General features: G+C 70.5%; 21 protein-coding genes and 1 pseudogene. 11 read left to right on the plus strand and 11 right to left on the minus strand.

All coding sequences use genetic code 11. The features are described from left to right. Positions 1-11: 11 nt before the first annotated feature. The 3 genes from DRB89_RS05145 to DRB89_RS05155 form a co-directional block, all read right to left on the minus strand. Positions 12-1,487 (minus strand): membrane-associated oxidoreductase, encoded by a 1,476-nt coding sequence (locus DRB89_RS05145; protein ID WP_112453205.1) that lies wholly within the window; start codon positions 1,485-1,487, stop codon positions 12-14. Between the two features lie 69 nt (positions 1,488-1,556). Continuing rightward, complete coding sequence (locus DRB89_RS05150; protein WP_112446913.1) at positions 1,557-3,101, minus strand: MFS transporter; 1,545 nt, start codon at positions 3,099-3,101, stop codon at positions 1,557-1,559. Beyond that, entirely contained in the window at positions 3,098-3,649 is a 552-nt protein-coding gene (locus tag DRB89_RS05155) for a TetR/AcrR family transcriptional regulator (RefSeq protein ID WP_112446915.1), read from the minus strand. The genes DRB89_RS05150 and DRB89_RS05155 overlap by 4 nt, the downstream gene beginning before the upstream one ends. A gap of 569 nt (positions 3,650-4,218) precedes the next feature. On the opposite strand from DRB89_RS05155, the gene DRB89_RS05160 reads away from it, so the two are divergent. The 7 genes and pseudogenes from DRB89_RS05160 to DRB89_RS05185 all read left to right on the plus strand — a co-directional run bounded on the left by DRB89_RS05160 (position 4,219) and on the right by DRB89_RS05185 (position 12,020). Next, entirely contained in the window at positions 4,219-5,652 is a 1,434-nt protein-coding gene (locus tag DRB89_RS05160) for a site-specific integrase (RefSeq protein ID WP_239516019.1), read from the plus strand. Then, positions 5,642-7,318, plus strand: coding sequence for a hypothetical protein (locus DRB89_RS05165; protein ID WP_112446917.1), 1,677 nt, complete (start codon positions 5,642-5,644; stop codon positions 7,316-7,318). The genes DRB89_RS05160 and DRB89_RS05165 overlap by 11 nt, the downstream gene beginning before the upstream one ends. After that, positions 7,315-9,480, plus strand: a complete 2,166-nt coding sequence (locus tag DRB89_RS05170; RefSeq protein WP_112446919.1) for an integrase — start codon at positions 7,315-7,317, stop codon at positions 9,478-9,480. The genes DRB89_RS05165 and DRB89_RS05170 overlap by 4 nt, the downstream gene beginning before the upstream one ends. Positions 9,481-9,529: 49 nt before the next feature. After that, positions 9,530-9,913, plus strand: coding sequence for a hypothetical protein (locus DRB89_RS05175; protein WP_239516020.1), 384 nt, complete (start codon positions 9,530-9,532; stop codon positions 9,911-9,913). 116 nt (positions 9,914-10,029) lie between these two features. Further along, positions 10,030-10,836 (plus strand): annotated as a pseudogene (locus DRB89_RS44235) (serine/threonine-protein kinase); the annotation flags it as partial. Positions 10,837-10,947: 111 nt separating this feature from the next. Beyond that, complete coding sequence (locus DRB89_RS46255; RefSeq protein ID WP_343234695.1) at positions 10,948-11,310, plus strand: hypothetical protein; 363 nt, start codon at positions 10,948-10,950, stop codon at positions 11,308-11,310. 194 nt (positions 11,311-11,504) lie between these two features. Further along, positions 11,505-12,020 carry a hypothetical protein gene (locus DRB89_RS05185; RefSeq protein WP_112446925.1) on the plus strand — a complete coding sequence of 172 codons (516 nt, stop codon included), beginning with the start codon at positions 11,505-11,507 and terminating at the stop codon, positions 12,018-12,020. 80 nt (positions 12,021-12,100) lie between these two features. Here DRB89_RS05185 and argH read toward each other — a convergent pair whose 3' ends face one another. Continuing rightward, positions 12,101-13,531: an argininosuccinate lyase gene (gene argH, locus DRB89_RS05190; protein WP_112446927.1), complete on the minus strand. Its 1,431-nt coding sequence runs from the start codon at positions 13,529-13,531 to the stop codon at positions 12,101-12,103. An 87-nt stretch (positions 13,532-13,618) separates the two neighbouring features. After that, entirely contained in the window at positions 13,619-14,812 is a 1,194-nt protein-coding gene (locus DRB89_RS05195; RefSeq protein WP_112446929.1) for an argininosuccinate synthase, read from the minus strand. A 164-nt stretch (positions 14,813-14,976) separates the two neighbouring features. On the opposite strand from DRB89_RS05195, the gene DRB89_RS05200 reads away from it, so the two are divergent. Genes DRB89_RS05200 through DRB89_RS05210 form a run of 3 tightly spaced genes read left to right on the plus strand, consistent with a single transcriptional unit; the run spans position 14,977 to position 17,709 of the window. After that, complete coding sequence (locus tag DRB89_RS05200) at positions 14,977-16,392, plus strand: HEAT repeat domain-containing protein (RefSeq protein WP_112446931.1); 1,416 nt, start codon at positions 14,977-14,979, stop codon at positions 16,390-16,392. 42 nt (positions 16,393-16,434) lie between these two features. Then, the gene (locus tag DRB89_RS05205; protein WP_112446933.1) at positions 16,435-17,016 is read left to right on the plus strand and encodes a pyridoxamine 5'-phosphate oxidase family protein; all 582 of its coding nucleotides are present in this window, start codon (positions 16,435-16,437) and stop codon (positions 17,014-17,016) included. A 6-nt stretch (positions 17,017-17,022) separates the two neighbouring features. Further along, positions 17,023-17,709 (plus strand): L,D-transpeptidase family protein, encoded by a 687-nt coding sequence (locus tag DRB89_RS05210; protein WP_112453207.1) that lies wholly within the window; start codon positions 17,023-17,025, stop codon positions 17,707-17,709. A gap of 23 nt (positions 17,710-17,732) precedes the next feature. Here DRB89_RS05210 and DRB89_RS05215 read toward each other — a convergent pair whose 3' ends face one another. From DRB89_RS05215 to DRB89_RS05240, 6 genes are all read right to left on the minus strand, one after another. Beyond that, complete coding sequence (locus DRB89_RS05215; RefSeq protein ID WP_112446935.1) at positions 17,733-18,269, minus strand: arginine repressor; 537 nt, start codon at positions 18,267-18,269, stop codon at positions 17,733-17,735. Between the two features lie 22 nt (positions 18,270-18,291). Further along, complete coding sequence (locus DRB89_RS05220) at positions 18,292-19,506, minus strand: acetylornithine transaminase (protein WP_112446937.1); 1,215 nt, start codon at positions 19,504-19,506, stop codon at positions 18,292-18,294. After that, positions 19,503-20,411 (minus strand): acetylglutamate kinase, encoded by a 909-nt coding sequence (gene argB, locus DRB89_RS05225; protein WP_112446939.1) that lies wholly within the window; start codon positions 20,409-20,411, stop codon positions 19,503-19,505. Before argB ends, DRB89_RS05220 begins: the two co-directional genes overlap by 4 nt. Continuing rightward, the gene (gene argJ / locus DRB89_RS05230) at positions 20,408-21,565 is read right to left on the minus strand and encodes a bifunctional glutamate N-acetyltransferase/amino-acid acetyltransferase ArgJ (RefSeq protein WP_112446942.1); all 1,158 of its coding nucleotides are present in this window, start codon (positions 21,563-21,565) and stop codon (positions 20,408-20,410) included. The genes argB and argJ overlap by 4 nt, the downstream gene beginning before the upstream one ends. 88 nt (positions 21,566-21,653) lie before the next feature. Next, positions 21,654-22,694 carry an N-acetyl-gamma-glutamyl-phosphate reductase gene (gene argC, locus DRB89_RS05235; protein ID WP_112446944.1) on the minus strand — a complete coding sequence of 347 codons (1,041 nt, stop codon included), beginning with the start codon at positions 22,692-22,694 and terminating at the stop codon, positions 21,654-21,656. A 187-nt stretch (positions 22,695-22,881) separates the two neighbouring features. Continuing rightward, on the minus strand, positions 22,882-23,280 hold the full coding sequence (locus tag DRB89_RS05240; RefSeq protein WP_112446946.1) for a DUF5997 family protein: 399 nt from the start codon (positions 23,278-23,280) through the stop codon (positions 22,882-22,884). Positions 23,281-23,338: 58 nt separating this feature from the next. Here DRB89_RS05240 and DRB89_RS05245 point away from each other — a divergent pair, with 58 nt between their 5' ends. After that, on the plus strand, positions 23,339-24,136 hold the full coding sequence (locus DRB89_RS05245) for a LysR family substrate-binding domain-containing protein (protein WP_112446948.1): 798 nt from the start codon (positions 23,339-23,341) through the stop codon (positions 24,134-24,136).

Genomic DNA, 24,136 nt, shown 5'->3' on the forward strand with positions numbered 1-24,136 from the left:
CCTGCTGCCGGTCACTGCCGCTGCAGTGACCGGCTGACGCCCGCCGCGGTCGTCGTGGCGAGGATCCAGCCGGTCACGATCAGCAGGTACGACAGCCACTGGTACCAGCCGTCCGGTGCGAACGGCGCCTCCTGGCCGAAGCCGATGATCGGCAGCATCAGGTCAATCGTGTAGAAGAGCGGGTTGAACTCCGGCGCCTCCCCCGGCTTCAGCTCCCGGGGCGGGTGGAGCCCGTACGCGACCGTTCCCGTGACCAGCAGCGCCAGCAGCCAGCCCGCGGCGCGCAGCGGCCGGAAGCCGTAGCCCACGGTGGCGTCCTGGAGCACCCCCCAGAACCTGGCGTGCCGGGGCAGGGTCCGGCGGTGGCGGCGCAGCTTGGCGAGTTGCACGGTCCGGGCGGACGCCTCGTCGCCGACCGTGCGGTAGGCCGAGGTGAGCTGTTCGTAGGCGTACGGGAGGTAGCCCGACTCCTCGCGCTCCAGGGCGGGCAGCCGCTCCTCGGCGGGCAGGTGCGGGGCCAGGGTGCGGTAGGTCAGCCCGTCGATGCGGATCTTCTCCGGCCAGGTCCCGGGCGGCACGAGCAGCATGTCGAACTGGGAGCGGCGCATGCTCACCAGCCCGCGGATCTTGTCGCAGCGGTTCAGCCAGACCTCGCCGATGACGCAGCTGGAGGCGCGCAGGGCTACCCCGCCGGGGTTGTCGAAGACTGAGTGGCCCAGGTAGAGCTGGCCCGGTATGCGGGAGCCCGTCAGGTTGACCAGGCCGCGGGCCTCCATCCGGTGGCCCCGCAGGTCGGTGCCGACCGTCAGGTTCTCGGCGTGCAGGGCGATGCCGCCGGGGGCGAGCAGGCGGGATCCGTTGAGGTTGATCTGGCCGCCGACGGTGGCGCCGTTGATGCGCGTCTGGCCGTGGACGGTGAGGTCCATGGCGATGATGTCGGTGCCGATGTCGGCGTGATTGAGCTGGAGCGGCGGCTCCTGGGCCTCTTCGGCGGGGCCGGGCGCGCCGATGACCGCCCGCTGGAGGAAGAGGCCGCCGGCTATCCGGGCGCCGGAGAGCCGGACGGGCCCGGTGATCTTGCAGCAGGGCATCCGCAGGACGACGTCGATGCTCACGGAGGTCCCGGTCAGTCCGGGCAGCGCCGAGTCGCTCAGGACCAGGGCGCGCAACTGGGCCCCGTAGACGAGGGGTTTGCGCTCGAACCAGCAGCCGCGCAGCCGGATCGCGTGCTCGACGACGGCGTACTTGAGGTCCAGCTTGCCGGTGATCCGGGCGCCCCTGACGTTGAGGCCGGCGACCTGCCCGTCGGCGGAACTCCCGCCCAGCAGAAAGGCCGTGATGACTTCGGCGCGCACCGTCCGCTCGGGGCCCCAGCCGATCCCGTCGGAGGCGTCCTCGTCGGGGTCCTCCCTGAAGTCGACGCGCTCTCCGCGCGGGAAGGCGTCCCGTACGCGGCGTTCTGCCGGGGTCAGATCGGTGATCTCCATCGCCGGGATGGTGTCCCGCGCTTCCACGGACTGTCAACTCCGCACGGGACACCACGGCCTGGCGCGACGTCAGTGCTCGAGGCCGTCCTGGAGCTCCTGGCCCTTGAGGAGGAACCAGGCGGCCGCGGCGGTGGCCAGCAGGACGGCCGCGCCGACGCCGGAGGCCAGCCGCAGGCCGTCCACGAAGGCCTCCTGGGCGGCCCCGACCATCTGCGAGGCGGTCTCCGGGTCGAGCGTCTTGGCCGCTTCGACGGCGCCGCCGAGGGATTCGTGGGCGGCGTCGGCCACCGGGCCGGAGACGGAGGCCGGGGCGGTGAAGCCCTGGTAGACGCCGGTGACGACCGAGCCGAGCAGGGCGATGCCGAGGGCCGCGCCCAGTTCGTACGCGGTTTCGGAGACGGCCGAGGCCGATCCCGCCTGCTCCTTGGGCACGCTGGAGAGGATCACGTCGGCGGTGACGGTGAAGGAGAAGCCGGCGCCGAGGCCCACGATGAGCAGGGCCGCGCCGAGCAGCGGGTAGCCGGTCTCCTTGTGGATGACGGTGAGCGCGGCCAGCGCGACGCCGATGGCGGCGAGGCCTCCCGTCACGATGACCCGTACCCCGTACTTGCGGGCGCAGCGGCCCGCGGCCAGACCGGTGACCACCGCGCCGACGGCGGCGGGCAGCTCGGCGAGGCCGGCTTCCAGCGGCTCGCGGCCCTGGACGAGCTGGAGGAACTGGGAGAGGAAGAAGACCAGTCCGGACAGGCCGAAGACGGTGAGCAGGTCGGCGAGGACCGCGCCGGAGAAGCCGCGGTGCTTGAAGAGCCGCATGTCGAGGAGGGGGGCGGTCAGGGTGAACTGGCGGCGTACGAAGGTGTAGAGCGCGCCCGCTCCGATGACGGCGGCGGCCCACACCTCCCAGCCCATGCCGTGGGTGGCGACCTGCTTGACGGCGTATACGACTCCGATGATGCCTACCAGGGAGAGCCCGACGCTGACCAGGTCCCAGGGACCGGCGACGGGGTTCTTGGACTCGGGCAGCAGCTTGATGCCGACGATGACCAGGACGATCATCACGGGGAGGTTGATGAGGAAGACCGAACCCCACCAGAAGTGCTGGAGCAGGGCTCCGCCGACGACCGGTCCGACGGCCGCGCCCGCGGAGGCTGTGGCGCCCCAGATGCCGATGGCGAGGCTGCGCTCCTTGGGGTCGTGGAAGATGTTGCGGATCAGCGCGAGGGTGGAGGGCATCAGGGTCGCGCCGGCCACGCCGAGCAGGGCCCGGGCGAGGATCATCATCTCGGGGCTGGTCGCGTAGGCGTTGAGGACCGAGACGGCGCCGAAGGCGGCCGCGCCGACGAGGAGGAGCTTCTTGCGACCGATGCGGTCACCGAGGGAGCCCATGGAGACGAGCAGGCCGGCGATGACGAAGGAGTAGATGTCGCCGATCCACAGCAGCTGGGTGCCGGACGGCTTGAGGTCCTCACTGAGGGCGGGCGTGGCGAGACCGAGTACGGTGGCGTCGACCGCGACCAGCAGCACGGCCAGGACGAGCACGGAGAGCGCGATCCAGCGCCCGGAGCCCCTGCCCTCCGCCCCCTTCGCCTGGGTCAGCTGTTCGGTACGGCTCATTTCTCCACACTCCGTCGTGCGCCACCGAGCAGCAACTCGGTGATCATGTACTGGAAGTCCTTGGCCGCGACCCGGCCGTCCATGACGGCCCAGGCGCAGGCGCCGATGAGGCTGTAAAGGGCCTCGGTGAGCCAGGCGGGGCTCAGGTCGATCCGGATGTCGCCCTCCTGCTGGCCGCGCCGGAAGAGCGCGCCGACGCGGGCGTCGAGCCGGGACCAGCCCTCGTTGACCTGGTCGCCCTCGAAGAGCTGGTTCTCGGTGACGAGGAAGGCCAGCAGTTCGGCGTTGGGCTCGGCCTCGGCGATGAGCCGCCCCAGCGCGTCCACCGCCGTGTCCTCCTCGAGGCGGGCGTTGTCGAACGCCACCTCGAACTCCCGGATGCCGAGCTCTTCGAGCGCCCGTACGAGGGCGTCGCGCCCGGCGAAGTGCCGGTGGAGGGTCGCGCGGCCGATTCCGGCGGCGCGGGCGACCTCGTCCATCGTGGCGGTCGATTTGCGGGAGAGCAGGGCGGCCGCGTCGCGGAGCACCTGGTCACGATCCATGGCCATGAGACAAGCATAACCCGAATGAGACGTTGATGTCTCATTGGATCGATAAATGGGCTGCCGATCGGGCTCCCGGAAGGCGATCCTGCCGGGATGGACCCGAAGAAGCCCCTGCTCCTGATCGACGTGGACGGCCCGCTTATCCGTGCGGTTTGATCCCGTCTCGCTGTCTCACTCGGCAGCCTGCCCAAGACCTCTACGTCCTGCGCGTGCGCGTGTCTCACGCTGCCGGAGGGTCGTCAGCGAGTGGCTACCCTCCGGGATCGCCCCGATGATCACCATGGCGAACGGGAAGGCGCCCCGGCCGCGGCCGGGGACGATCCCACTGCCATCCGGCACGATGATGCGCCGGGGCGGTCGCAGCCTCGGCGACGCCTGGACGTTCGAATCGCAGACCAGCCTGGAAACGCAAGCCGCGGGCAACCTCCACCACCGCGCCCGCCAAGCCCGGCGACAGCGGAACTGTCACCCATGAGACACCAACACGGTCGCACTACATCAACAACCGTCACATGGCTGGCAGTTTCGTAGATATCGGGCACATCTGAATACGTCCCAACTACCGTGCAGTGGTGATTCTCTTCTACTTCTCCAAAGCTGGTGGGGAGGATTGGAACCTCTCCGCCCCGCCGCTCAACCGCGACGGCATGCCGGTTCTCGTGGACGATGATCTCCGCTTCGAGGACGAGAACGGTCCCCGACCGGTGACACTCATCAACCGCTGGCTGCGGGAGCTGCCGATCAGCGGAGCCCCCGCCGAGAACTCGTGGAAGACCTACGCCCTACAGCTCAAGCCCTGGGCCGAATTCCTGTCCGCCCATAGCATCGCCTTGTTCTCCGACCGCCAGCGGCTGCGCGACGGCCTGTCCCTGTACTCCGAGCATCGCCTGTCCGGCCCGCTGGAAGTTCGGCTCGGCGCGTCCAGCTGGAACCTTGCGGTCAAGACCATCGCGGCGTTCTACCGGTGGGCCGTGAGCGAGGGGCACTGTCAGGAGGTCCCGTTCTCCTACGCCATGGGTTCCTACCTGCGCCCTGACGGCGTACGAGTGGAGACCGCCCGTAACCTCGCCACCGTCCGGGGTGCCAGACGGCACGCCACCCGCAGGTACCTGGAGCGGCCGTACTCCGAGCTGCTGGTCAACGCTCTCGCGGGCAACGACCCGGACGGCGAACCCGACCACACGTTTCGGGGCCGCGAGACCGGCAGGAACGCCGCCGGTGGCTCGCTTGCGATCTCCACCGGCCTGCGGCTCCGAGAATGGCGGCTCCTCACACCCTGGGAGATCCCTCCCCTGCCCCGCCAGCGCACCACCGTCCCCGTCCCGTTGTCGCTCGCGCCTCCGACCACCAAGGGCAGCAAGGGCCGACAGACCTGGGTGGAGTACGACACCCTGGCCCGCGTCCACGACTACGCGACGCTGGAACGGGCCACCCACGTAAACGGCTCCCGATGGCGCCCCATCCACGCCCTCCACGTAGAAAACCCGACGTACGAGGGCGCCTACCTCAACGGCACCTACCGCCGCTGGCACCTGCTGACTCCGGCCGAACGGCTCCGCCTCGTCGGCCCCCGCGGCGGAAGCGCCCTCCTCGCCGTCCAGTCCGACGGCTCGCCGTTCCTGGACTGGGCGACCACCCTCCGCCGGACCTCCGCCCGCATCCGCGATCGGTGGGAACCCGCGTTTCCGCACGTCCACCCCCACATGACACGCCACACGATGGCTATGGCCACCCTTGAAAAGCTGGTGCGGGGCTACTACCAGCAGGCAGCCCGCCTGGTCCTCGACACCGGCGATGACGACGCCATGGCTCTCTACCTCACCAAGGCCGATCCCCTGCTGATCCTGCGGGACCTCCTCGGCCATGCCAGCGTCGCCACCACCCAGGTGTACCTCCATCTCCTGGACACCCAGCGGATCTTCCGCCAGGCATACGAGGACGCCGACCCCGACCCGGTCGCCCGCCGGGAAGCCGACGCAGAATTCCAGGACACCGATGCCCGCTGAAATCCGACAGCCGCTCGCCGTTCAGTACACGCTCCCGGGTCAGCGGCCTTACCTCGGCACGCTCTACGAGCTGCCCGACTCGGTACTGGCCGGCGACCTCGCTCGAGGACTTACTGCAGCCGCCCATCCCAACGGCCCGATCCGCACCTACCGCGATGCCCGGCACGCTGTCCGCTGTGCCCGGCACCTCGCCCGCTACCTGCACGAGACCGGTTTCACCGGCACTCTCTCCGGTCTCACTGCGACACAACTCACTTCCTACTGGCTGAAGTTCGGATTCACATTCGAGCGGCACAGCCGCATCACTCTCAATGGCTTCCTCACCGACGGCGGCACCCTCCACGCCAGCATCCGAGCCCACCTCGAAGGAAGGCCGATCAACCAGCAGGCCGGGTCCACCCCTCATCGGCCCTACAGCGATGCAGAATGGCGGCGCATCGATCAAGCCGCCCGCACCGCCATCGACACCGCCTGGCAGGATCACCTCAAGGCTCTGGAATCCGCTGAACGCGGGGCCGACCCGATCGCCCACGGCATCACCCGGGACAATCTGGCCTGGCTGATCCGTAGAACTGGCCCCGTGCCGGTTCGCGCGATCCGCGCGATGATCCCCGGAGCTCCTTGGGCGATCACAACCGCGGTCCTGGAGTTTCGCAACGCCCTGTTCCCATCCGGGTATACGGCACTCGTCTACAACCTCCGGCTGGCCATGCTGACCGGCGCCGTGCCCGACGGTATCGACACCCTTTCCGTACCCGACTTCGCGCACACCGGCCCCGCCACGGGCCTGCTGTCCTACCGCAAGGGTCGGACCGCCCGCGAAGCCCTCAACCTGCGCGGCCCCGCCGTACGGCTCCTGGACCAGTGGCTCGCCCACTCCGCGTCTCTGCGCGAGCATGCCGGAGAACTCTCCGACTCCATGTGGATCAACTACAACGGCACGGCGCTGTCCGGGCATCCCCGCACCCCATGGCAGCGGATCAAGTGGGCGAAGACCGTCGGCCTGACCGACGACAACGGCCAGCCCATGGCCCCACACGGCGGCCGGATTCGTACGACCTGCCATCACAGGCGCGACCGCTCCGCCTGGACCGGACGCACCACCATCGACCCCAACCACACCCCGGCGATCGAAGGCGATCACTACCTCCACCACCACACCCCCGCCCAGGTGGAGGCCATCGAGGGAGTCATCGAGGAAGCTCAGCGCGACATCCGCCGCAAGGCCGCGCCGCCGGTCATCGCCACCAGCCAAGACGCCGCCCGGTTTGCTGCCGACTTCCCCCGCCTCGTTGCGGACGCCGGACTCGACGGCGACGCCGTCCAGCGGCTACTGGCCGGCGAACAGGACGTGTTCGTCGCCTCTTGCGCCAGTCTCTACAACAGCCCCCACGCCCCGGCCGGAACCGCCTGCCCAGCCCGTCCCTGGGTGTGCCTGCTATGCCCGCTCGCCGTGTTCACCCCCCGGCACCTGCCCAACCTGCTGCGTCTCCAACGCTATTTCGCCGATCAGGAACGGCACATGACGAATGCCCAGTTCCTGGCCATCTTCGGCCCCTACGCCGACAGGCTCAGTACCGACCTGCTGCCCCGTTTCAGCACGACAGCGATCCGGGCCGCCACCGAAAACGGGTTCGCGGTCCTGCAACCGGAGGAGATCCCGTGACCAGATCCGACGCTCTGACCGCCGGCGCCGGTCACAGTCCCTTCACCGGCTTGGACATCCTCCAGACTGCTGGATACCGCACTCGGCCCGGCGCTCGCCGCCCCCACTTCGACCAGGACATCTGGGACCTGACCTGCGTCGCCGACGCCCCGGCGTCCTGGCCGCGCAGCGAGCAGATCCTGAACTTCACCCAGGTCACCAACCCGACCTGGCGATCGGTCGCACGCACCTACTTGATGGCCCGCCTCGTGCCCACCCACCCGTCCGTCGCCGTCCTCCCGCAGGCATACCGCTCCCCTCTCGCCCTGCAGACGCTCCGACACGAACTCGTCCGCCTCACAGCCTGGTTCAACCACCTCACCGAGGCGGGACTCACCGGCCTCCAACAGATCCACCAGCGGCACTGTGACGCATACCTGCCCGTCGTCTCCGTCGGCCGCACCGACCCCTGCCAGCCGGTCACCCCCGGCACCATCGCAGGTTTCGTTCTCACTGCTCAGGCCCTGGCCGCGTACGCACCGCTGCTGCCCGACGCCTACCCGACGGGCTTCCGCCCATGGGGCGACCGCACCGCCGCCCAGGTGGCCGGATACCAGCGTCCCGACACCAACCAGACCCCCGCCGTCCCAGACGACATCCTGCGGCCCCTCCTCGCCGGCGCCTCCTACCTCGTCGACACGATCAGCCCCCATCTCGTCAAGGAAGCCACCCGCGCCCGGCAGACCATCGCCCGCCGGGGCAGCATCCGGTCGTCCCTCCGCGTCGAACACCACCCGCTCGTCATCGCCGAAATCGAGCGGTGTATCGCAGCCGGAATCCCGGCCCCCCGTGCTGCCCCCTCTGGCATCTCCCGCAGACTTAACTCGGGTTGGGACGTCAGCGATCCCCTCCTCACGCTCGCCCACATGTCCTTCACCAAGGACTTCCTTTCGCTTTCCTCTACCAAACGGGATCTGGACCGGCTCCGGCCCCAGTTGGAGGCATGGGTCGCTGCCTGTGGCACCGAGAACTCGTGGTGCCGTGACACAGCGGCGGTGCCCCGCGCCGATGACGAAGAGCCCGTCCCCTGGGCCCTCCCTATGAATCACTTCACCCTGGACAGCATGGTGTTCGCCGTCACTTCCGCTGCCTACTACCTCACCTCGGCGCTGTCTGGCATGCGGACCTCAGAGCTGGCCGAACTCACGCATGGCTGCCGCCGCAGTGAAGACCGCGCCTACGGCTCCCGCCGCTGGCTGGACTCCCGCCGCGTCAAGGGTGAGAAGTTCGGCGGAGTGCCCGACTCATGGGTGGTCATCGAAGATGTACACCGCGCTGTCGGAGCCGCCGAAGGCCTCGGCGGCACGGACCTCGGGGACCTGATCTTCCCCGTCGCCAACAACTCCGCCAACAGGTACACCGCGCTCCGGGACTGGATCAACGGTCCCCTCGGACAGCATCTCGGCCTCACCCCGATCCCCGATGGTCCGGTCCACCCGCGGGCCCTACGTCGCACCCTCGCTCTGTCGATTGCCCAGCGCCCCCACGGCCTCCTGGCCACAAAGTGGCACCTGAAGCACGTCTCGGTGGCCACCACCGAGGGCTACACCGCCCGACCGGGCGGACACCAGGCCGCGTTCCTCGCCGAGGTCCGGGCCGAAGAGGAAGTCGAACACACCCGGCTCACGCTCGCCGCCTACCACGACTACCAGCAAGGCACCCTCCCCTCCGGCCGAGGCGCACGCGACCTGATCGCCGCCTTCCAAAGCGTCGACCACTCCCTCGCCGGACACGAGCCCGGCCCCGCCACCGTCGCCGACGACCGTCGCGTGGAGAAACTGCTCAAGACCAAGGCGAAGACACTCCACATCGGCGTGGCGAACTACTGCTGGTTCACCGACCCCGCCAAGGCCCTGTGCCTCACTATGGCCGGCACTCCGAACGCCAGCGAGCCTCTTCTCGGCATGTGCGACTCCGCTCGCTGCCCCCAAGCCACCCATCACCCCCAGCACCGGCAAGCATGGGCCGACCACGCCGAGAACACCCGAGCTGTGTTCCTCGGCAACCCCCGGCTGTCCGCGCCGGAGCGTCAACGCGCCCAGCAGACCTACGAGCGATCCATGCGGATCGTGGAATCCATCGACTCCGCCGTGGCCGGTGAGGAGACACCCAGTGCCGAATAACCGCCGCGCCGCCGCGGAAAGTCGTTTGAGGGCCGCCATGGATCAGCTCATGGCCGGGGACATCCCCGAGGGCCTGCGGTGCGACATCAAGTCCCTCAGCATCCTCGCCGCTGTCCCCCGGGCCACGCTGTACCGCACCTACCCCCACATCAAGGAAGAGTTCGAGAACCGGCTGGGCAGGGTCCGAGAGGTGACTGGCGAGCCCGACCCCCGCCTCGCCCAGATCGACCGTCTCAAAGCCGAGGTAGCCAGCTTGAAGGGGCGACTCTCGCGAATGAAGCAGGAAGCGTCCGAAGCGGCCGAGTTCAAGACACTGGCGCTCTCCCGGCTCGTCGAACAGCACGACGAACTCCAGCGTCTCCGCGCAGCCCTCCAAGACGGTGAGAACGTCCGCACGCTTCCGGCACGGGCGCGCACCCATCACGGGCCATAGGAAGAGCATCGCCTGCATCCTCATCTACTACCGCAGACTCGCCAGTGAGTTGGCCTTCCAGCTCGGGTGGTGCGTCAGGCTGTGAATCGAAGATACTGCTGCCGACGTGCCCTTGCATGACCGAGAGCTCGGGGGAAACGGTGGACGCGCTCCTTGGAGGTGACCCGACCAGCATCGGGCCTTACAAGTTGGTCGGCAGGCTAGGCACTGGCGGTATGGGGTGCGTGTATCTGGGACGGTCACCCAGCGGCCGCCCTGTGGCAGTGAAGGTCGTACGTTCCGAGCTCACGGGAGTACCCGGTTTCCGCCGCCGCTTTCGGCGCGAGATTGAGGCGGCCCGGCGCGTGGGCGGGTTCTGGACGGCAGCTGTAGTCGATGCTGATCCGGACGCTGAGGTGCCTTGGGTGGCCAGCGCATATATCGATGCGCCTGACCTGGGGACTCTGATGGGCAGGGACGGACCGTTAGCGGAGCCGCAGGTCCGGAGGCTGGGAGCAGGGCTTGCAGAGGCACTCGTGGACATCCACGGCGTCGGTCTCGTGCATAGGGACCTGAAACCGTCCAACATTCTTATGACCGATGAGGGGCCGCGAGTCCTCGACTTCGGCATCGCAAAGGCGCTTGATGGTGGCACTGCGCTGACGAGCACAGGCAGCGTGGTCGGGACCCCCGCGTTCATGTCACCCGAGCAGGCCGTGGGGGCCACGGTAGACACAGCGAGCGACATCTTCTCCCTGGGGTCAGTTCTGGCTTACGCAGCAACCGGTCGCGGTCCCTTTGGCTTCGATGGCTCAGCCCACGCCCTGCTGTACCGAGTTGTCCATGAGGAGCCTGACCTTGTCGGGACATCAGTAGCTCTCTCCCGACTCCTAACGGACTGCCTGGATAAACGCCCCGCAGATCGCCCCACTGCACAGCAGCTCCTCGAACTGCTGACCACGCCCGCGCTGACCGAGGTACAGCTGCCAGCCGGCCGTACGGGGATCCGTACTGCCATGGATCTGCCCATCTGGCAGCAAGACACCCATACTTCGATGCAAACATCGTCTGCCGAAGACAAGGCAGTCGGTAGAGAGCGGGAAGACGCCGGCACCCCGAGCAGCGAAAAGCGACCGTCCGTCAACTGGTGGTCTCTCGGCCCTTCTTTCCAGCCGCCAGAAACGGACGGCGACCCTGATGGCCAAGAACTTCGGTTCTTGGGCAGGGCTCCCTCGCCGCGCGTGCCAGCCGTGTCAAGCACTGTGGACATCGGCGACCGAGTCAAGCACAAAATCTTTGGCATCGGAACGGTGGTCGGTGTGAGTGGAACCGGAGCGGAGACCCAAGCAGTCGTCGACTTCGACAGACGTGGCCGGAAGAGGCTCCTGCTGAGCTTCGCGCCGATGTGGGTCCTGTAGCTACCACTGGATAGACCACTGTGCGAAGCGCCTTTTCCTCGACCGCGCCGTTAGCTCCGACAGGATCTCGCGTGAGCGACGACAACTTCCCGTAGGCCGGCGGCGTCCAGGTATCTGGTTCAGGCCCGTTCGTGCCATAGCGGTCTGGGACGTCTCTTGCCCATGCACTCAGCGTCCGCGGGAATTGGCCGGACGTGTCTCATGCCTGCATAAGCCCGCTGAACCCCTACGCGGCCAAGCCCCAGCGCCGCCCGGAGGGGTACGCCACCCACCGGATGCGCCCGACGGGCTGGACGGAGGCGGAGCGCGCGAAGCCCCTGCGGGTCTGGCTGAATCCGGACCACGGGACGGAGCTGCTCGCGCTCACGGACGCGTACGAGCTCGTCTGGGCCACGACGTGGAAGGACGAGGCGAACGGCTGGATAGGCCCGCACCTGGGCCTGCCCCGGCTCCCGTTCATCGACTGGCCGACGATGCACGGCCGGGCGCCGGAGGGCACCTTCTGGAAGACGCAGTACGTCCTGGAGTACGCGGCAGGGCGGCCCTTCGCCTGGATCGACGACGACATCACGGACGCGGACCGCGCGTACGCGGACCGGCACCACCCCGCGGACACCCTGCTGCTGCGCATCGACGAGCGGATCGGCCTGGTCCGGGCGGACTTCGAAGCCCTCACGGACTGGACGGGGACGGGGACGATTGGCAACTGACCGTCATTCGATGACCGCCCCCGGACATGCCGGAGGGGCGGTCGGGCCCGAAGGCTCCGGCCGCCCCTCCGGTCACCGCACTAGTTCTTGTGCGCCGCCCAGGCGTGCTGGATGACCAGGTCCGCCTTCAGCTCGGTGAGCTGGATCGCGACGGCCGACGGGGCGGTGCCGCCCCGGCCGTTGCGGGAGGCCAGCGCGCCCTTCACGTTGAGGACCGTGCGGACCTCCGGCGTCAGGTGCTCGGAGATCTTCGCGAACTGCTCGTCCGTGAGCTCGTCGAGCTCGATCCCGAGCGCCTCGCACTCCTTGACGCACCCGCCGGCCACCTCGTGCGCGACCCGGAAGGGCACGCCCTGCTTGACCAGCCACTCCGCGATGTCGGTGGCGAGCGAGAAGCCCGCCGGCGCCAGCTCCTCCATCCGCTCCCGGTTGACCGTGAGGGTGGCCATCATCCCGGTGAAGGCGGGCAGCAGGACTTCCAGGGTGTCGCAGGAGTCGAAGACCGGCTCCTTGTCCTCCTGGAGGTCGCGGTTGTAGGCCAGCGGCAGCGCCTTCAGGGTGGCGAGCAGGCCGGTCAGGTTGCCGATGAGGCGGCCCGACTTGCCGCGCGCCAGCTCGGCGATGTCCGGGTTCTTCTTCTGCGGCATGATCGACGACCCGGTCGAGAAGGCGTCGTGCAGGGTCACGAAGGAGAACTCCTTCGTGTTCCAGATGATGATCTCCTCCGCGATCCGGGACAGGTTGATCCCGATCATCGCGGTGACGAAGGCGAACTCGGCGACGAAGTCCCGCGAGGCCGTGCCGTCGATGGAGTTGCCGACCGAGCCGCGCTCGAAGCCCAGGTCGGCGGCGACCTGCTCCGGGTCCAGACCCAGCGAGGAACCGGCCAGGGCCCCCGAGCCGTACGGGGAGACCGCGGTCCGGGTGTCCCACTGGCGCAGCCGCTCCGCGTCCCGGGACAGGGCCTGCACGTGGGCCAGTACGTGGTGGGCGAAGAGCACCGGCTGCGCGTGCTGCAGGTGGGTGCGGCCCGGCATGGCCACCTCGGCGTGCGCCTCGGCCAGGCCGACCAGCGCGTCCTGGAGCTCGGCGACCAGGCCGCCGATGATCCTGGCGTGGTCGCGCAGGTACATCCGGAAGAGGGTGGCGATCTGGTCGTTGCGCGACCGGCCGGCGCGCAGCTTGCCGCCGAGGTCGGCGCCGAGCCGTTCCAGCAGGCCCCGCTCCAGGGCGGTGTGGACGTCCTCGTCGGCGATGGTGCCGGTGAAGGAGCCGTCCGCCACGTCGACCGCGAGCTGATCCAGGCCCGCGATCATGCGGCCGAGCTCGTCGGCCGTGAGCAGGCCCGCCTTGGCGAGCGCGCGGGCGTGGGCCTTGGAGCCCGCGATGTCGTACGGGGCCAGGCGCCAGTCGAAGTGGACCGACGCGGAGAGCTTCGCGAGGGCCTCGGCGGGACCGTCGGCGAACCGGGCGCCCCAGAGCCGGACGTCACCACCGTTGTTGCTGCTCACAGCTACTGCTCCTCAAATAAGGCTTTGGATGTGCAACCGCCTCCCCGTCGCGGAGGTAACGGGGAGACGGTGGGTGCCGCGTTCGGATCAGGCGAGGTCGCGGCGGGCGGCGATCTTCGAGGACAGGCCGAAGATCTCGATGAATCCCTGGGCCTTCGACTGGTCGAAGGTGTCGCCCGAGTCGTAGGTCGCGAGGTTGAAGTCGTACAGCGACTCGTCGGACTTGCGGCCGGTGACGACGGCGCGGCCGCCGTGGAGGGTCATCCGGATGTCGCCGCTGACGTGCTGGTTGGCCTCGTTGACGAAACCGTCCAGCGCCCGCTTGAGCGGGGAGAACCACAGGCCGTCGTAGACCATCTCGCCCCAGCGCTGCTCGACCTGCCGCTTGTAGCGGGCCAGCTCGCGCTCGACGGTGACGTTCTCGAGCTCCTGATGGGCGGTGATCAGGGCGATCGCGCCGGGAGCCTCGTACACCTCGCGGGATTTGATGCCGACGAGGCGGTCCTCGACGATGTCGATCCGGCCGACTCCCTGGGCGCCGGCGCGGGCGTTGAGCTGCTGGATGGCCTGGAGCACGGTGACGGGCTTGCCGTCGATGGCAACCGGGACGCCCTCCTTGAAGGAGATGACGACCTCGTCGGCCTCGCGGGGCAGCGCCGGGTTCGCGGTGTACTCGTAGATGTCCTCGATCGGCGCGTTCCAGATGTCCTCCAGGAACCCCGTCTCGACGGCGCGTCCGAAGACGTTCTGGTCGATGGAGTACGGGGACTTCTTGGTGGTGGCGATCGGCAGGTCGGCCTTCTCGGCGAAGGCGATGGCCTTGTCGCGGGTCATCGCGTAGTCGCGGACCGGGGCGATGCACTTGAGGTCGGGGCCGAGTGCGGCGATGCCGGCCTCGAAGCGGACCTGGTCGTTGCCCTTGCCGGTGCAGCCGTGGGCGACGACCGATGCGCCGTGCTTGCGGGCGGCGGCGACGAGGTGCTTGACGATGGCCGGCCGCGACAGGGCGGAGACCAGCGGGTAGCGGTCCATGTAGAGGGCGTTCGCCTTGATCGCCGGAAGGCAGTACTCGTCGGCGAACTCGTCCTTGGCGTCCGCGACCTCGGCCTCGACCGCGCCGCAGGCGAGCGCCCGCTTGCGGATGACGTCCAGGTCCTCGCCGCCCTGGCCGACGTCCACCGCGACGGCGATGACCTCGGCGCCCGTCTCCTCGGCGATCCAGCCGATGGCGACGGAGGTGTCCAGACCGCCTGAATAGGCGAGTACGACGCGCTCGGCCACGGGGTTCCTCCTCACAGGGTGCATCCAACAGGCATAACTATGCAGTACTCCGTATGTTTCGTCAATCGACCTCCGCCGCAATGCCCTGACCTGCCCGAATATCAGGGGCGAGGAGACCGGCACCCGCATAGGCTCGGTGATCCGCACACCACCAGGGAGGGCCCATGAGCACCGGACGGCCGCACGACACGCAGGAGGGGCACGCGGCGGCGGACGCGCTGCTGCGCGACGAGGCCGTCCCGCGACCGCTGCTCCCCGGGGCCGGGCCCGACGCGTGGCTGGCCTTCGAGCAGCGGATCCGGCACGCGGGCCGGATGCCGCTGCTGCCCGACCCCGAGGTACGGCTCTGCCACCCCTCCGGATACGTCCGCGAGGAAGCGCTCGGCGAGGCGGCCCTCGGCGGGGCTCCGGCGCCGCCGGAGCTCATCGCGATCCGGACCGCCGACTGGGTGTGGCCCGTGCGCGAACGCGCCCGGCGGCTGCTGGACCGGGCGCTGGCCGCCGACCCCGTGGGCACGCTGACCGCGCTGACCCCACTCGTCCTGCGGCTCGGCCGGCGCGAGCAGGGCGCCTGGGTGCTGAAGCGGTTCGAGACCGCGCTGCGCACGGAACCCGGCTCGGCTTCCGTCGTCCTCGCCGCCCACACCGCACTGCACGACAGCGCCGACCCGCCGACCCGCCGGTTCGCCGCACGGCTGACCGTCGCCGCCGGGGGGACCGGCGTACGGGAGCTCGCGCGGCGGGCCGCCGGTGAGCCCGACCCGGCCACGGCGAGGCTGTGGACCGACGCCGCACTGCGGGCGCTGGCCACCGACGGGCCGGACCACGAGGCGATCGACACCCTGCTCGACGGACACGGCCCGATGGTCCGGGCCGCCGGGGTCACCGCCCTGCGCGGCGCCGGGCGGGCCGGGGAGGCCGGGCGGCACCTCACCGACCGCTCCGGACTCGTACGGGCCTGCGCGCGCTGGCTCGTTTCCCAGGGCGGCGGGGACCCGTCCGCTCGCTACCTCGCGCTGGTCACGGCTCCCGGGCCGCTCTCCCCGTACGCGGTGACCGGCTTCTCCGAGTGCGCGAAGCGGGCGGACACCCCGCTGCTGCGCTCCCTGCTCGACCACCCCCACGGCGCGGTGCGGGCCGCCGCCGTGGCCGGGCTGCGCCGACTCGACGACGCCACCGACGACACGCTCCTGCTCCCCCTGCTGGACGACCCGTCGGCATCGGTGGCCCGCGAGGCCGCGCTGAGCCTGCTCCCGGTGGCGCGGCGGCTGGACCACGGCCACCTCAGCGAGCGCCTCGGGCACGAACGGCCCCCGCACGTGCGGCGGTCCGCCTTCCGGCTGCTGCGCGCGCGGGACGGGATCGACGGACTGCGGGCCGCGGTGACCGTGGCGACGGACCCCGACCCGGCGCTGCGCACCATGGCCCGGGCGGTCGTCGTCGGCTGGAACTGGCAGGCCACGCTGCGCCTGGGGGACGCGGACCTGCCCGAACTGGCCGGCCTGCTCGAGCGGTCCGCGCACCTGTTCGGCGACCACGAGCTGGGGGTGCGCCGGTCCCGCCTCGGGCTCACCGACTGAGCCCCTCCGGGTGGACCAGGGACCTGGGGCGATAATCCTGTCATGGGAAAGCTCTACGAACGCATAGACGGCCGACTTCGCACGTTCATCGAGGAGCAGCCGATCTTCTTCACCGCCACCGCCCCGCTGGCCGGTGACGGCCACGTCAACCTCTCCCCCAAGGGCCGCGCCGGGACCCTCGTCGTCATCGACGAAACGACCCTCGCCTATCTGGACTTCGGCGGCAGCGGCGCCGAGACCATCGCCCACGTCCGCGAGAACGGCCGCATCACGCTGATGTGGTGCGCGTTCAGCGGGCCGCCGAACATCGTGCGCATCCACGGGGACGGCGAGGCGGTCTTCCGCGACGACCCGCGCTGGGACGGGCTCGTCGAGCTGTTCGGGGAGGCCGACGGGCCCGCCGCGCGGGCGGTCATCGTCGTCAAGGCCACGCGGATCGCCGACGTGTGCGGCTACGCCATCCCCTTCATGGAGTACCAGGGCGAGCGCACCCTCCACGCGGAGTACTTCGGCCGCAAGACGGACGAGGAGTTCAACGCGTACTGCGAGAAGAAGGAGTTCATCGGGGTGAGCGTCGACGGCCTGCCTGCGCTGCCGCTGCCCCTTCCGCCCCGTACCGTCTGACATGTGCTGCGTACCGCTGTCGCCCTCGCCTCACTGATCGTCACCAGCCTGCTGCCCCAAGGCGATCCGCCGCTGCCCGCCCGTCTCGCCGACACCGGCGGCGGCAGCCAGCTGATCACCGCGGTCGCCCCCGCCCCCGGGTCCACGACGGGCCGCCTGACGTGGTGGGACCTGCGGGCGGGGCGCTGGTACGAGGCCGGCGGCGCGCCCGCCCGCTTCGGCGCGAACGGCCTGACCGCGGGCGGGTCCCGGGTCCAGGGCACGAACACCACGCCGGCGGGCCTGTACGCGCTCCCCTACGCCTTCGGCATCGCGCACGCCCCGGCCGGGACGGAGTACGGCTACCGGCGGGTGACTCCCGCCTCCTGGTGGTGCCAGGACAACGCCTCGGGCAGCTACAACCGCTGGGTGGAGCCGCTGCCCGCGGACTGCGCGCCGGGCGAGGCCGAGCACCTGGTCTCGTACACGAAGCAGTACGCGCACGCGCTGGTCATCGCCTTCAACTACGACCGCCCCGTACGGGGCCGGGGCGCGGGCATCTTCCTGCACGTCGACGGCAAGGGCGCGACGGCCGGCTGCGTCTCGGTCCCCGAGGGGGCCATGCGCGCGATCCTGCGCTGGGCGAACCCGCGCCGCCACCCGCACATCGCGATCGGCACGGAGTCGGGCGCACTGGCGGTCACCCGGTACTGATCCGCGCGGGCGGGCCGCCGGGCTCAGCTCTCCTTCTGGGCCAGCCTCAGCAGGTGGTCGGCCAGGGCCTGGCCGCCCGCGGGGTCGCGGCTGATCAGCATCAGGGTGTCGTCGCCCGCGATCGTGCCGAGGATCGCCTGGAGCTCGGCCTGGTCGATCGCCGAGGCGAGGAACTGGGCCGCACCGGGCGGGGTGCGCAGGACCACGAGGTTCGCGGAGGCCTCCGCCGAGATCAGCAGTTCGCCGGAGAGGCGCCGCATGCGCTCCTCCTTCGCCGACTCGCCGAGCGGCGCCTGCGGGGTGCGGAAGCCGCCCTCGCTGGGCACCGCGTAGATCAGCTCGCCGCCGGTGTTGCGGATCTTCACCGCGCCGAGCTCGTCGAGGTCGCGGCTGAGCGTCGCCTGGGTGACGCTCAGCCCGTCGTCGGCGAGCAGCTTGGCCAGCTGGCTCTGGGAGCGGACCGGCTGCCGGTTGAGGATGTCCACGATCCGGCGGTGGCGGGCGGTGCGGGTCTGCGGAACGGACTGGCTGTTCTGCTCGTGTTCCTGCGCCTGACTCATCGTCGTCCCATTCCCCGGTTCATCATCCGTCCACGTCCGCGGCGGACTTCGCCGCGTCCAGCACGCCGGGCAGGGCCCGCAGGAACGCGTCCACCTCGGCCTCGGACAGTACGAACGGCGGCATCAGCCGTACGACGTCGGGGGCGGGCGCGTTGACCAGGAAGCCGGCGTCCTGAGCCGCGCGCTGCACCTGCGGCGCGAGCGGCTCGGTCAGCACGATACCCAGCAGGAGGCCGGCGCCGCGGACGTGGGAGACGAGAGGGTGTGCGGATCCTTCGATTCCGCCGCGCAGCCGCTCGCCCCGCTCCTTGACCCGGTCGAGGAGGCCTTCGGCGGCGATGGTCTCGATGACGGCGAGGCCTGCGGCACACGCGACGGGGTTGCCCCCGAAGGTGGTGCCGTGCTGGCCCGGCTGGAGCAGGTCGGCCACGGGGCCGAAGGCGGCCACGGCGCCGATCGGCAGACCGCCGCCGAGGCCCTTCGCGAGTGTGACGAGATCGGGCTCGACACTTTCGTGGGCCTGGTGTTCGAACCACTGGCCGCAGCGTCCGATGCCGGTCTGCACCTCGTCGAGGACGAGCAGGGTGCCGGTGGCCCGGGTGATCTCGCGGGCGGCCGTCAGATAGCCGGCCGGCGGCACGACGACGCCGTTCTCGCCCTGGATCGGCTCGATGACCACGAGCGCGGTCTCTTCGGTGACGGCGGCCCGCAGGGCCTCCACGTCGCCGTACGGGACGTGGGTGACGTCTCCGGGCAGGGGCAGGAAGGGGGCTTGCTTCTTGGGCTGGCCGGTGAGCGCGAGGGCGCCCATGGTGCGGCCGTGGAAGCCGCCGTCGGTGGCGACCATGTGGGTCCGCCCGGTCAGCCGGCCGATCTTGAAGGCGGCTTCGACGGCCTCGGCACCGGAGTTGCAGAAGAAAATCTTGCCGGTGCGCCCGAAGAGCTGGAGCAGCCGTTCGCCGAGCGCGAGGACCGGCTCGGAGGCGTAGAGGTTGGAGACGTGGCCGAGGGTGGAGACCTGGGCCGTGACGGCCTCGACGATCGCCGGGTGGGCGTGGCCGAGGGCGTTGACCGCGATGCCGCCGACGAAGTCGGTGTACTGCTTGCCGTCCGCGTCCCAGACCTGTGCGCCCTCACCGCGTACGAGGGCCAGCGCGGGGGTGCCGTAGTTGTTGGTCAGCGCGCCCTGCCAGCGGGCGGCGAAGTGCTGGTTGCTGGTGGCCTGGTTTCCGGTCATGCGGGTTCCCCTCCCTGTGCGTCGGGCACGACCATCGTGCCGATTCCCTCGTCGGTGAAGATCTCGAGCAGGATCGAGTGCTGGACCCGGCCGTCGATCACTCGGGCGGTGGTCACCCCGTTGCGGACGGCGTGCAGGCAGCCCTCCATCTTCGGGACCATGCCGCTGGACAGCTCGGGCAGCAGCTTCTCCAGCTGGCTGACGGTGAGCCGGCTGATGACCTCGTCGCTGTTCGGCCAGTCCGCGTACAGCCCCTCCACGTCGGTGAGGACCATCAGCGTCTCGGCGCCGAGCGCCGCCGCGAGGGCCGCGGCCGCCGTGTCGGCGTTCACGTTGTAGACGTGGTGGTCGTCGGCGCTGCGCGCGATGGAGGAGATGACCGGGATCCGGCCGTCCGCCAGCAGGGCCTCGATCGCGCCCGTGTCGATGGCGGTGATCTCGCCGACCCGCCCGATGTCGACGCTCTCGCCGTCGATCTCGGGGGTGTGCTTGGTGGCGGTGATGGTGTGGGCGTCCTCGCCGGTCATGCCGACGGCGAGCGGCCCGTGCTGGTTGAGCAGCCCGACCAGCTCGCGCTGGACCTGCCCGGCCAGCACCATGCGCACGACGTCCATCGCCTCCGGCGTGGTGACCCGCAGGCCCGCCTTGAACTCGCTGACCAGGCCCTGCTTGTCCAGCTGGGCGTTGATCTGCGGACCGCCGCCGTGCACGACGACGGGCTTGAGGCCGGCCTGGCGCAGGAAGACGACGTCCTGGGCGAAGGCCGCCTTCAGGTCCTCGTCGATCATGGCGTTCCCGCCGAACTTGATGACGACGACCTTGCCGTTGTGGCGGGTCAGCCAGGGCAGGGCCTCGATGAGGATCTCGGCCTTGGGCAGCGCGGTGTGCCTGCGTGCGGTACTCATGAGGAGTACGCGCTGTTCTCGTGGACGTACTCGGCGGTCAGGTCGTTGGCCCAGATGACCGCGGACTCGGACCCGGTGGCCAGGTCGGCGGTGATGCGGACCTCGCGGTCCTTCATCGAGACCAGGTCGCGGTCCTCGCCGACGGAGCCGTTCTTGCAGACCCAGACGCCGTTGATGGCCACGTTCAGCCGGTCCGGGTCGAAGGCCGCCTTCGTGGTGCCGATCGCGGACAGGACGCGGCCCCAGTTCGGGTCCTCGCCGTGGATGGCGCACTTGAGCAGGTTGTTGCGGGCGATGGACCGGCCGACCTCGACCGCGTCGTCCTCGGTGGCCGCGCCGACGACCTCGATGCGGATGTCCTTGCTGGCGCCCTCGGCGTCGCCGATCAGCTGGCGGGCCAGGTCGTCGCAGACCGTGCGCACGGCTTCCGCGAACTCCTCGTACGCCGGCACCCGGCCGGACGCGCCCGAGGCGAGCAGCAGCACCGTGTCGTTGGTGGACATGCAGCCGTCGGAGTCGACCCGGTCGAAGGTGGTGCGGGTCGCGGAGCGCAGCGCCTTGTCGAGGGTGGCGCTGTCCAGGTCGGCGTCGGTGGTGAGGACGACGAGCATGGTGGCCAGGCCGGGGGCGAGCATGCCCGCGCCCTTGGCCATGCCGCCGACGGTCCAGCCGTCCTTGGTCGCCACGGCCGTCTTGTGCACGGTGTCCGTGGTCTTGATGGCGATGGCGGCGGCCTCGCCGCCGTCGGCGGAGAGCGCGGCGACCGCGGTCCCGATGCCGGGCAGCAGCTTGTCCATGGGCAGCAGGACGCCGATCAGGCCGGTGGACGCGACGGCGACCTCGCCGGCGTTGACCTCTCCGCCGAGGGCCTCGGCGACCTTCTCGGCGGTGGCGTGGGTGTCCTGGAAGCCCCTGGGTCCGGTGCACGCGTTGGCGCCGCCGGAGTTGAGGACCACCGCGCTGACGGCGGCGCCCCGCAGGACCTGCTCGGACCAGTGGACCGGAGCGGCCTTGACGCGGTTGGAGGTGAAGACGCCCGCGGCGGCCAGACGCGGCCCGTTGTTGACCACGAGGGCCAGGTCCGGATTGCCGTTTGCCTTGATCCCGGCGGCGATGCCTGCCGCCGTGAACCCCTGTGCTGCCGTGACGCTCACTGCATCTCCTCGTTCGCTTCTCCGCCCGCGCAGCGCGCCCGTGCGGCCGTCGTCCTCGTCCGCAGCCCGGTGGCTGCCCGTTCGTCGCTCACGGAGCGACTCCGATCGTGGAAAGACCCAGTGCCTCGGGGAGCCCGAGGGCGATGTTCATGCTCTGCACCGCGCCGCCGGCGGTGCCCTTGGTGAGGTTGTCGATGGCGCTGATCGCGATGATCCGCTGTGCCGCCCCGTCGTACGCGACCTGCACCTGAACGGCGTTGGAACCGTAGACGGACGCCGTCGCCGGCCACTGGCCCTCGGGCAGCAGGTGCACGAAGGGCTCGTCCGCGTAGGCTTTCTCGTACGCGGCGCGGACCGCGTCGGCGGTGGTGCCGGGCAGCGCCTTGGCGGAGCACGTGGCGAGGATGCCGCGGGGCATGGGCGCCAGCGTCGGCGTGAAGGACACCGAGACCCGGGTACCGGCGACGGGGCTGAGGTTCTGCACCATCTCGGGGGTGTGGCGGTGGCCGCCGCCGACCCCGTACGGGCTCATGGAGCCCATGACCTCGGAGCCCAGCAGGTTCGGCTTGAGGGCCTTGCCGGCGCCGGAGGTGCCGGAGGCGGCGACGATCACCGCCTCGGGCTCGGCGAGCTGCGCGGCGTAGGCCGGGAAGAGCGCGAGGGAGACGGCGGTCGGGTAGCACCCGGGCACGGCGATGCGCTTGGAGCCGGCCAGCGCGGCGCGGGCTCCGGGCAGCTCGGGCAGGCCGTAGGGCCAGGTGCCGGCGTGCGGGGCGCCGTAGAACTCGTCCCAGTCGGCGGAGTCCCGGAGCCGGTGGTCCGCGCCCATGTCGACGACGAGGACGTCCTCGCCGAGCCGGGCCGCGACGGCGGCGGACTGCCCGTGCGGCAGGGCCAGGAAGACGACGTCATGCCGACGGCCCTGACCGGCGAGCACCTCGGGCGTGGTCGCCTCCAGGGTGCGTCCGGCGAGCGGCACCAGGTGCGGCTGGAGCGAGCCGAGCAGCTGCCCGGCGTTGGAGTTCCCGGTCAGCGCGCCGATCTCGACCTCGGGGTGGGACAGCAGCAGGCGCAGCACTTCCCCGCCCGCGTATCCGCTCGCACCGGCCACCGCTACACGTACCACCATCGGAAACCCTCCTCCTCGATGGCATGACTATACGTACCTACGCACGTTTATGCAAAGAGGCCCGGAGGGCCCGGAAACAGGACAACGCCCGCCGGCTCGCGGCCCCGGCGGTACGGGGACTGCGGGTGATCCGGTCGGGCGTCGAAGGGCGGGGCCCCGGGGTGGTCCGGGCAGCGGGCCTGGAAGGTCAGGAGCGCGCCCGCTTCTCGGCCTTCTCGGCCTGCATCTGCTTGATGCGGACGGTCTCCTTGCGGACCTCGGCCTGGGTGGAGCGCTCCTTGACGAGCCACTCGGGCATGTCCTGCTTCAGGGCCTCGATCTGCTCGGTCGTGAGCGCGTCGGCGATGCCGCCGCGCGCCAGGCCGGCGATGGAGATGCCGAGCTTCGCCGCGACCACCGGACGGGGGTGCGGGCCGTTGCTCCGCAGGTCCTGCAGCCACTGGGGCGGCTCGGCCTGGAGGGCGGCCAGCTCGGTGCGCGAGACGACACCCTCCTGGAACTCGGCGGGGGTGGCCTCGAGGTACACACCCAGCTTCTTCGCCGCGGTCGCGGGCTTCATGGTCTGGGCGCTCTGGTGCGACGTCATGGGGTCAAGGGTATCGAGCGTGTGCACCACCTCCGACCACGGCCGGTAATCTGGCCGGGTGACAGACTCCGTGGCGCCCCCGTCGTTCCAGCTCGCTTACGTCCCCGGGGTGACTCCCACCAAGTGGGTGCGGATCTGGAAGGAACGCCTGCCCGACGTCCCGCTGACCCTCGTGCCGGTCACCCCCGCCGAGGCTCCGGCCCTGCTGCGCGCCAAGGGCGCCGACGCCGGTTTCGTGCGGCTGCCGATCGACCGGACGGACCTCAGCGCGATCCCGCTGTACACGGAGACCACGGTCGTGGTGATCCCGAAGGACCACGTCGCGGCGGCGGCCGAGGAGCTGTCCCTCGCGGACCTCGCGGACGAGATCGTGCTCCACCCGCTCGACGACACCCTCGACTGGGAGCAGCTGCCGGGCAAGCCCGCGCGGGAGCGGCCCGAGACGACGGCCGACGCGATCGAGCTGGTGGCGGCGGGCATCGGAGTCCTCGCGGTCCCGCAGTCGCTCGCGCGCCTGCACCACCGCAAGGACCTCACCTACCGGACGCTCCTGGACGCGCCGGAGTCGCGCGTCGCACTGTCCTGGCCCGAGGCGGAGGACACCCCCGAGCTGGTCGAGGAGTTCATCGGCATCGTGCGCGGCCGGACCGTCAACAGCTCGCGCGGCCGCGGGCGCACCCAGCCCGAGCCCGAGCAGAAGAAGGACAAGGACAAGGCCAAGGCGAAGCCGCAGCGCCAGCCGGCCCCCCGCGGGGGCGGCAAGCCGGCCGCCAAGAACCCGCGGGCGGGCGGCCCCAAGAGCGGCAAGGCCGTGGCCAAGTCCACCGGCAAGCGCGGCAAGCCCCGCGGCCGCTGA

It is taken from the genome of Streptomyces sp. ICC4 (assembly GCF_003287915.1).
GTDB lineage: Bacteria > Actinomycetota > Actinomycetes > Streptomycetales > Streptomycetaceae > Streptomyces > Streptomyces tritrimontium.

Coding starts and splice junctions, on each gene's coding strand:
- DRB89_RS05215 (WP_112446935.1), bottom strand. CDS start 18,269: ATGAGTCAGGCGCAGGAACACGAGCAGAACAGCCAGTCCGTTCCGCAG.
- DRB89_RS05165 (WP_112446917.1), top strand. CDS start 5,642: ATGCCCGCTGAAATCCGACAGCCGCTCGCCGTTCAGTACACGCTCCCG.
- DRB89_RS05200 (WP_112446931.1), top strand. CDS start 14,977: ATGAGCACCGGACGGCCGCACGACACGCAGGAGGGGCACGCGGCGGCG.
- argB (WP_112446939.1), bottom strand. CDS start 20,411: ATGAGTACCGCACGCAGGCACACCGCGCTGCCCAAGGCCGAGATCCTC.
- DRB89_RS46255 (WP_343234695.1), top strand. CDS start 10,948: ATGCAAACATCGTCTGCCGAAGACAAGGCAGTCGGTAGAGAGCGGGAA.
- DRB89_RS05150 (WP_112446913.1), bottom strand. CDS start 3,101: ATGAGCCGTACCGAACAGCTGACCCAGGCGAAGGGGGCGGAGGGCAGG.
- DRB89_RS05145 (WP_112453205.1), bottom strand. CDS start 1,487: ATGGAGATCACCGATCTGACCCCGGCAGAACGCCGCGTACGGGACGCC.
- DRB89_RS05155 (WP_112446915.1), bottom strand. CDS start 3,649: ATGGCCATGGATCGTGACCAGGTGCTCCGCGACGCGGCCGCCCTGCTC.
- argC (WP_112446944.1), bottom strand. CDS start 22,694: ATGGTGGTACGTGTAGCGGTGGCCGGTGCGAGCGGATACGCGGGCGGG.
- DRB89_RS05205 (WP_112446933.1), top strand. CDS start 16,435: ATGGGAAAGCTCTACGAACGCATAGACGGCCGACTTCGCACGTTCATC.
- DRB89_RS05220 (WP_112446937.1), bottom strand. CDS start 19,506: ATGACCGGAAACCAGGCCACCAGCAACCAGCACTTCGCCGCCCGCTGG.
- DRB89_RS05240 (WP_112446946.1), bottom strand. CDS start 23,280: ATGACGTCGCACCAGAGCGCCCAGACCATGAAGCCCGCGACCGCGGCG.
- DRB89_RS05175 (WP_239516020.1), top strand. CDS start 9,530: ATGGCCGGGGACATCCCCGAGGGCCTGCGGTGCGACATCAAGTCCCTC.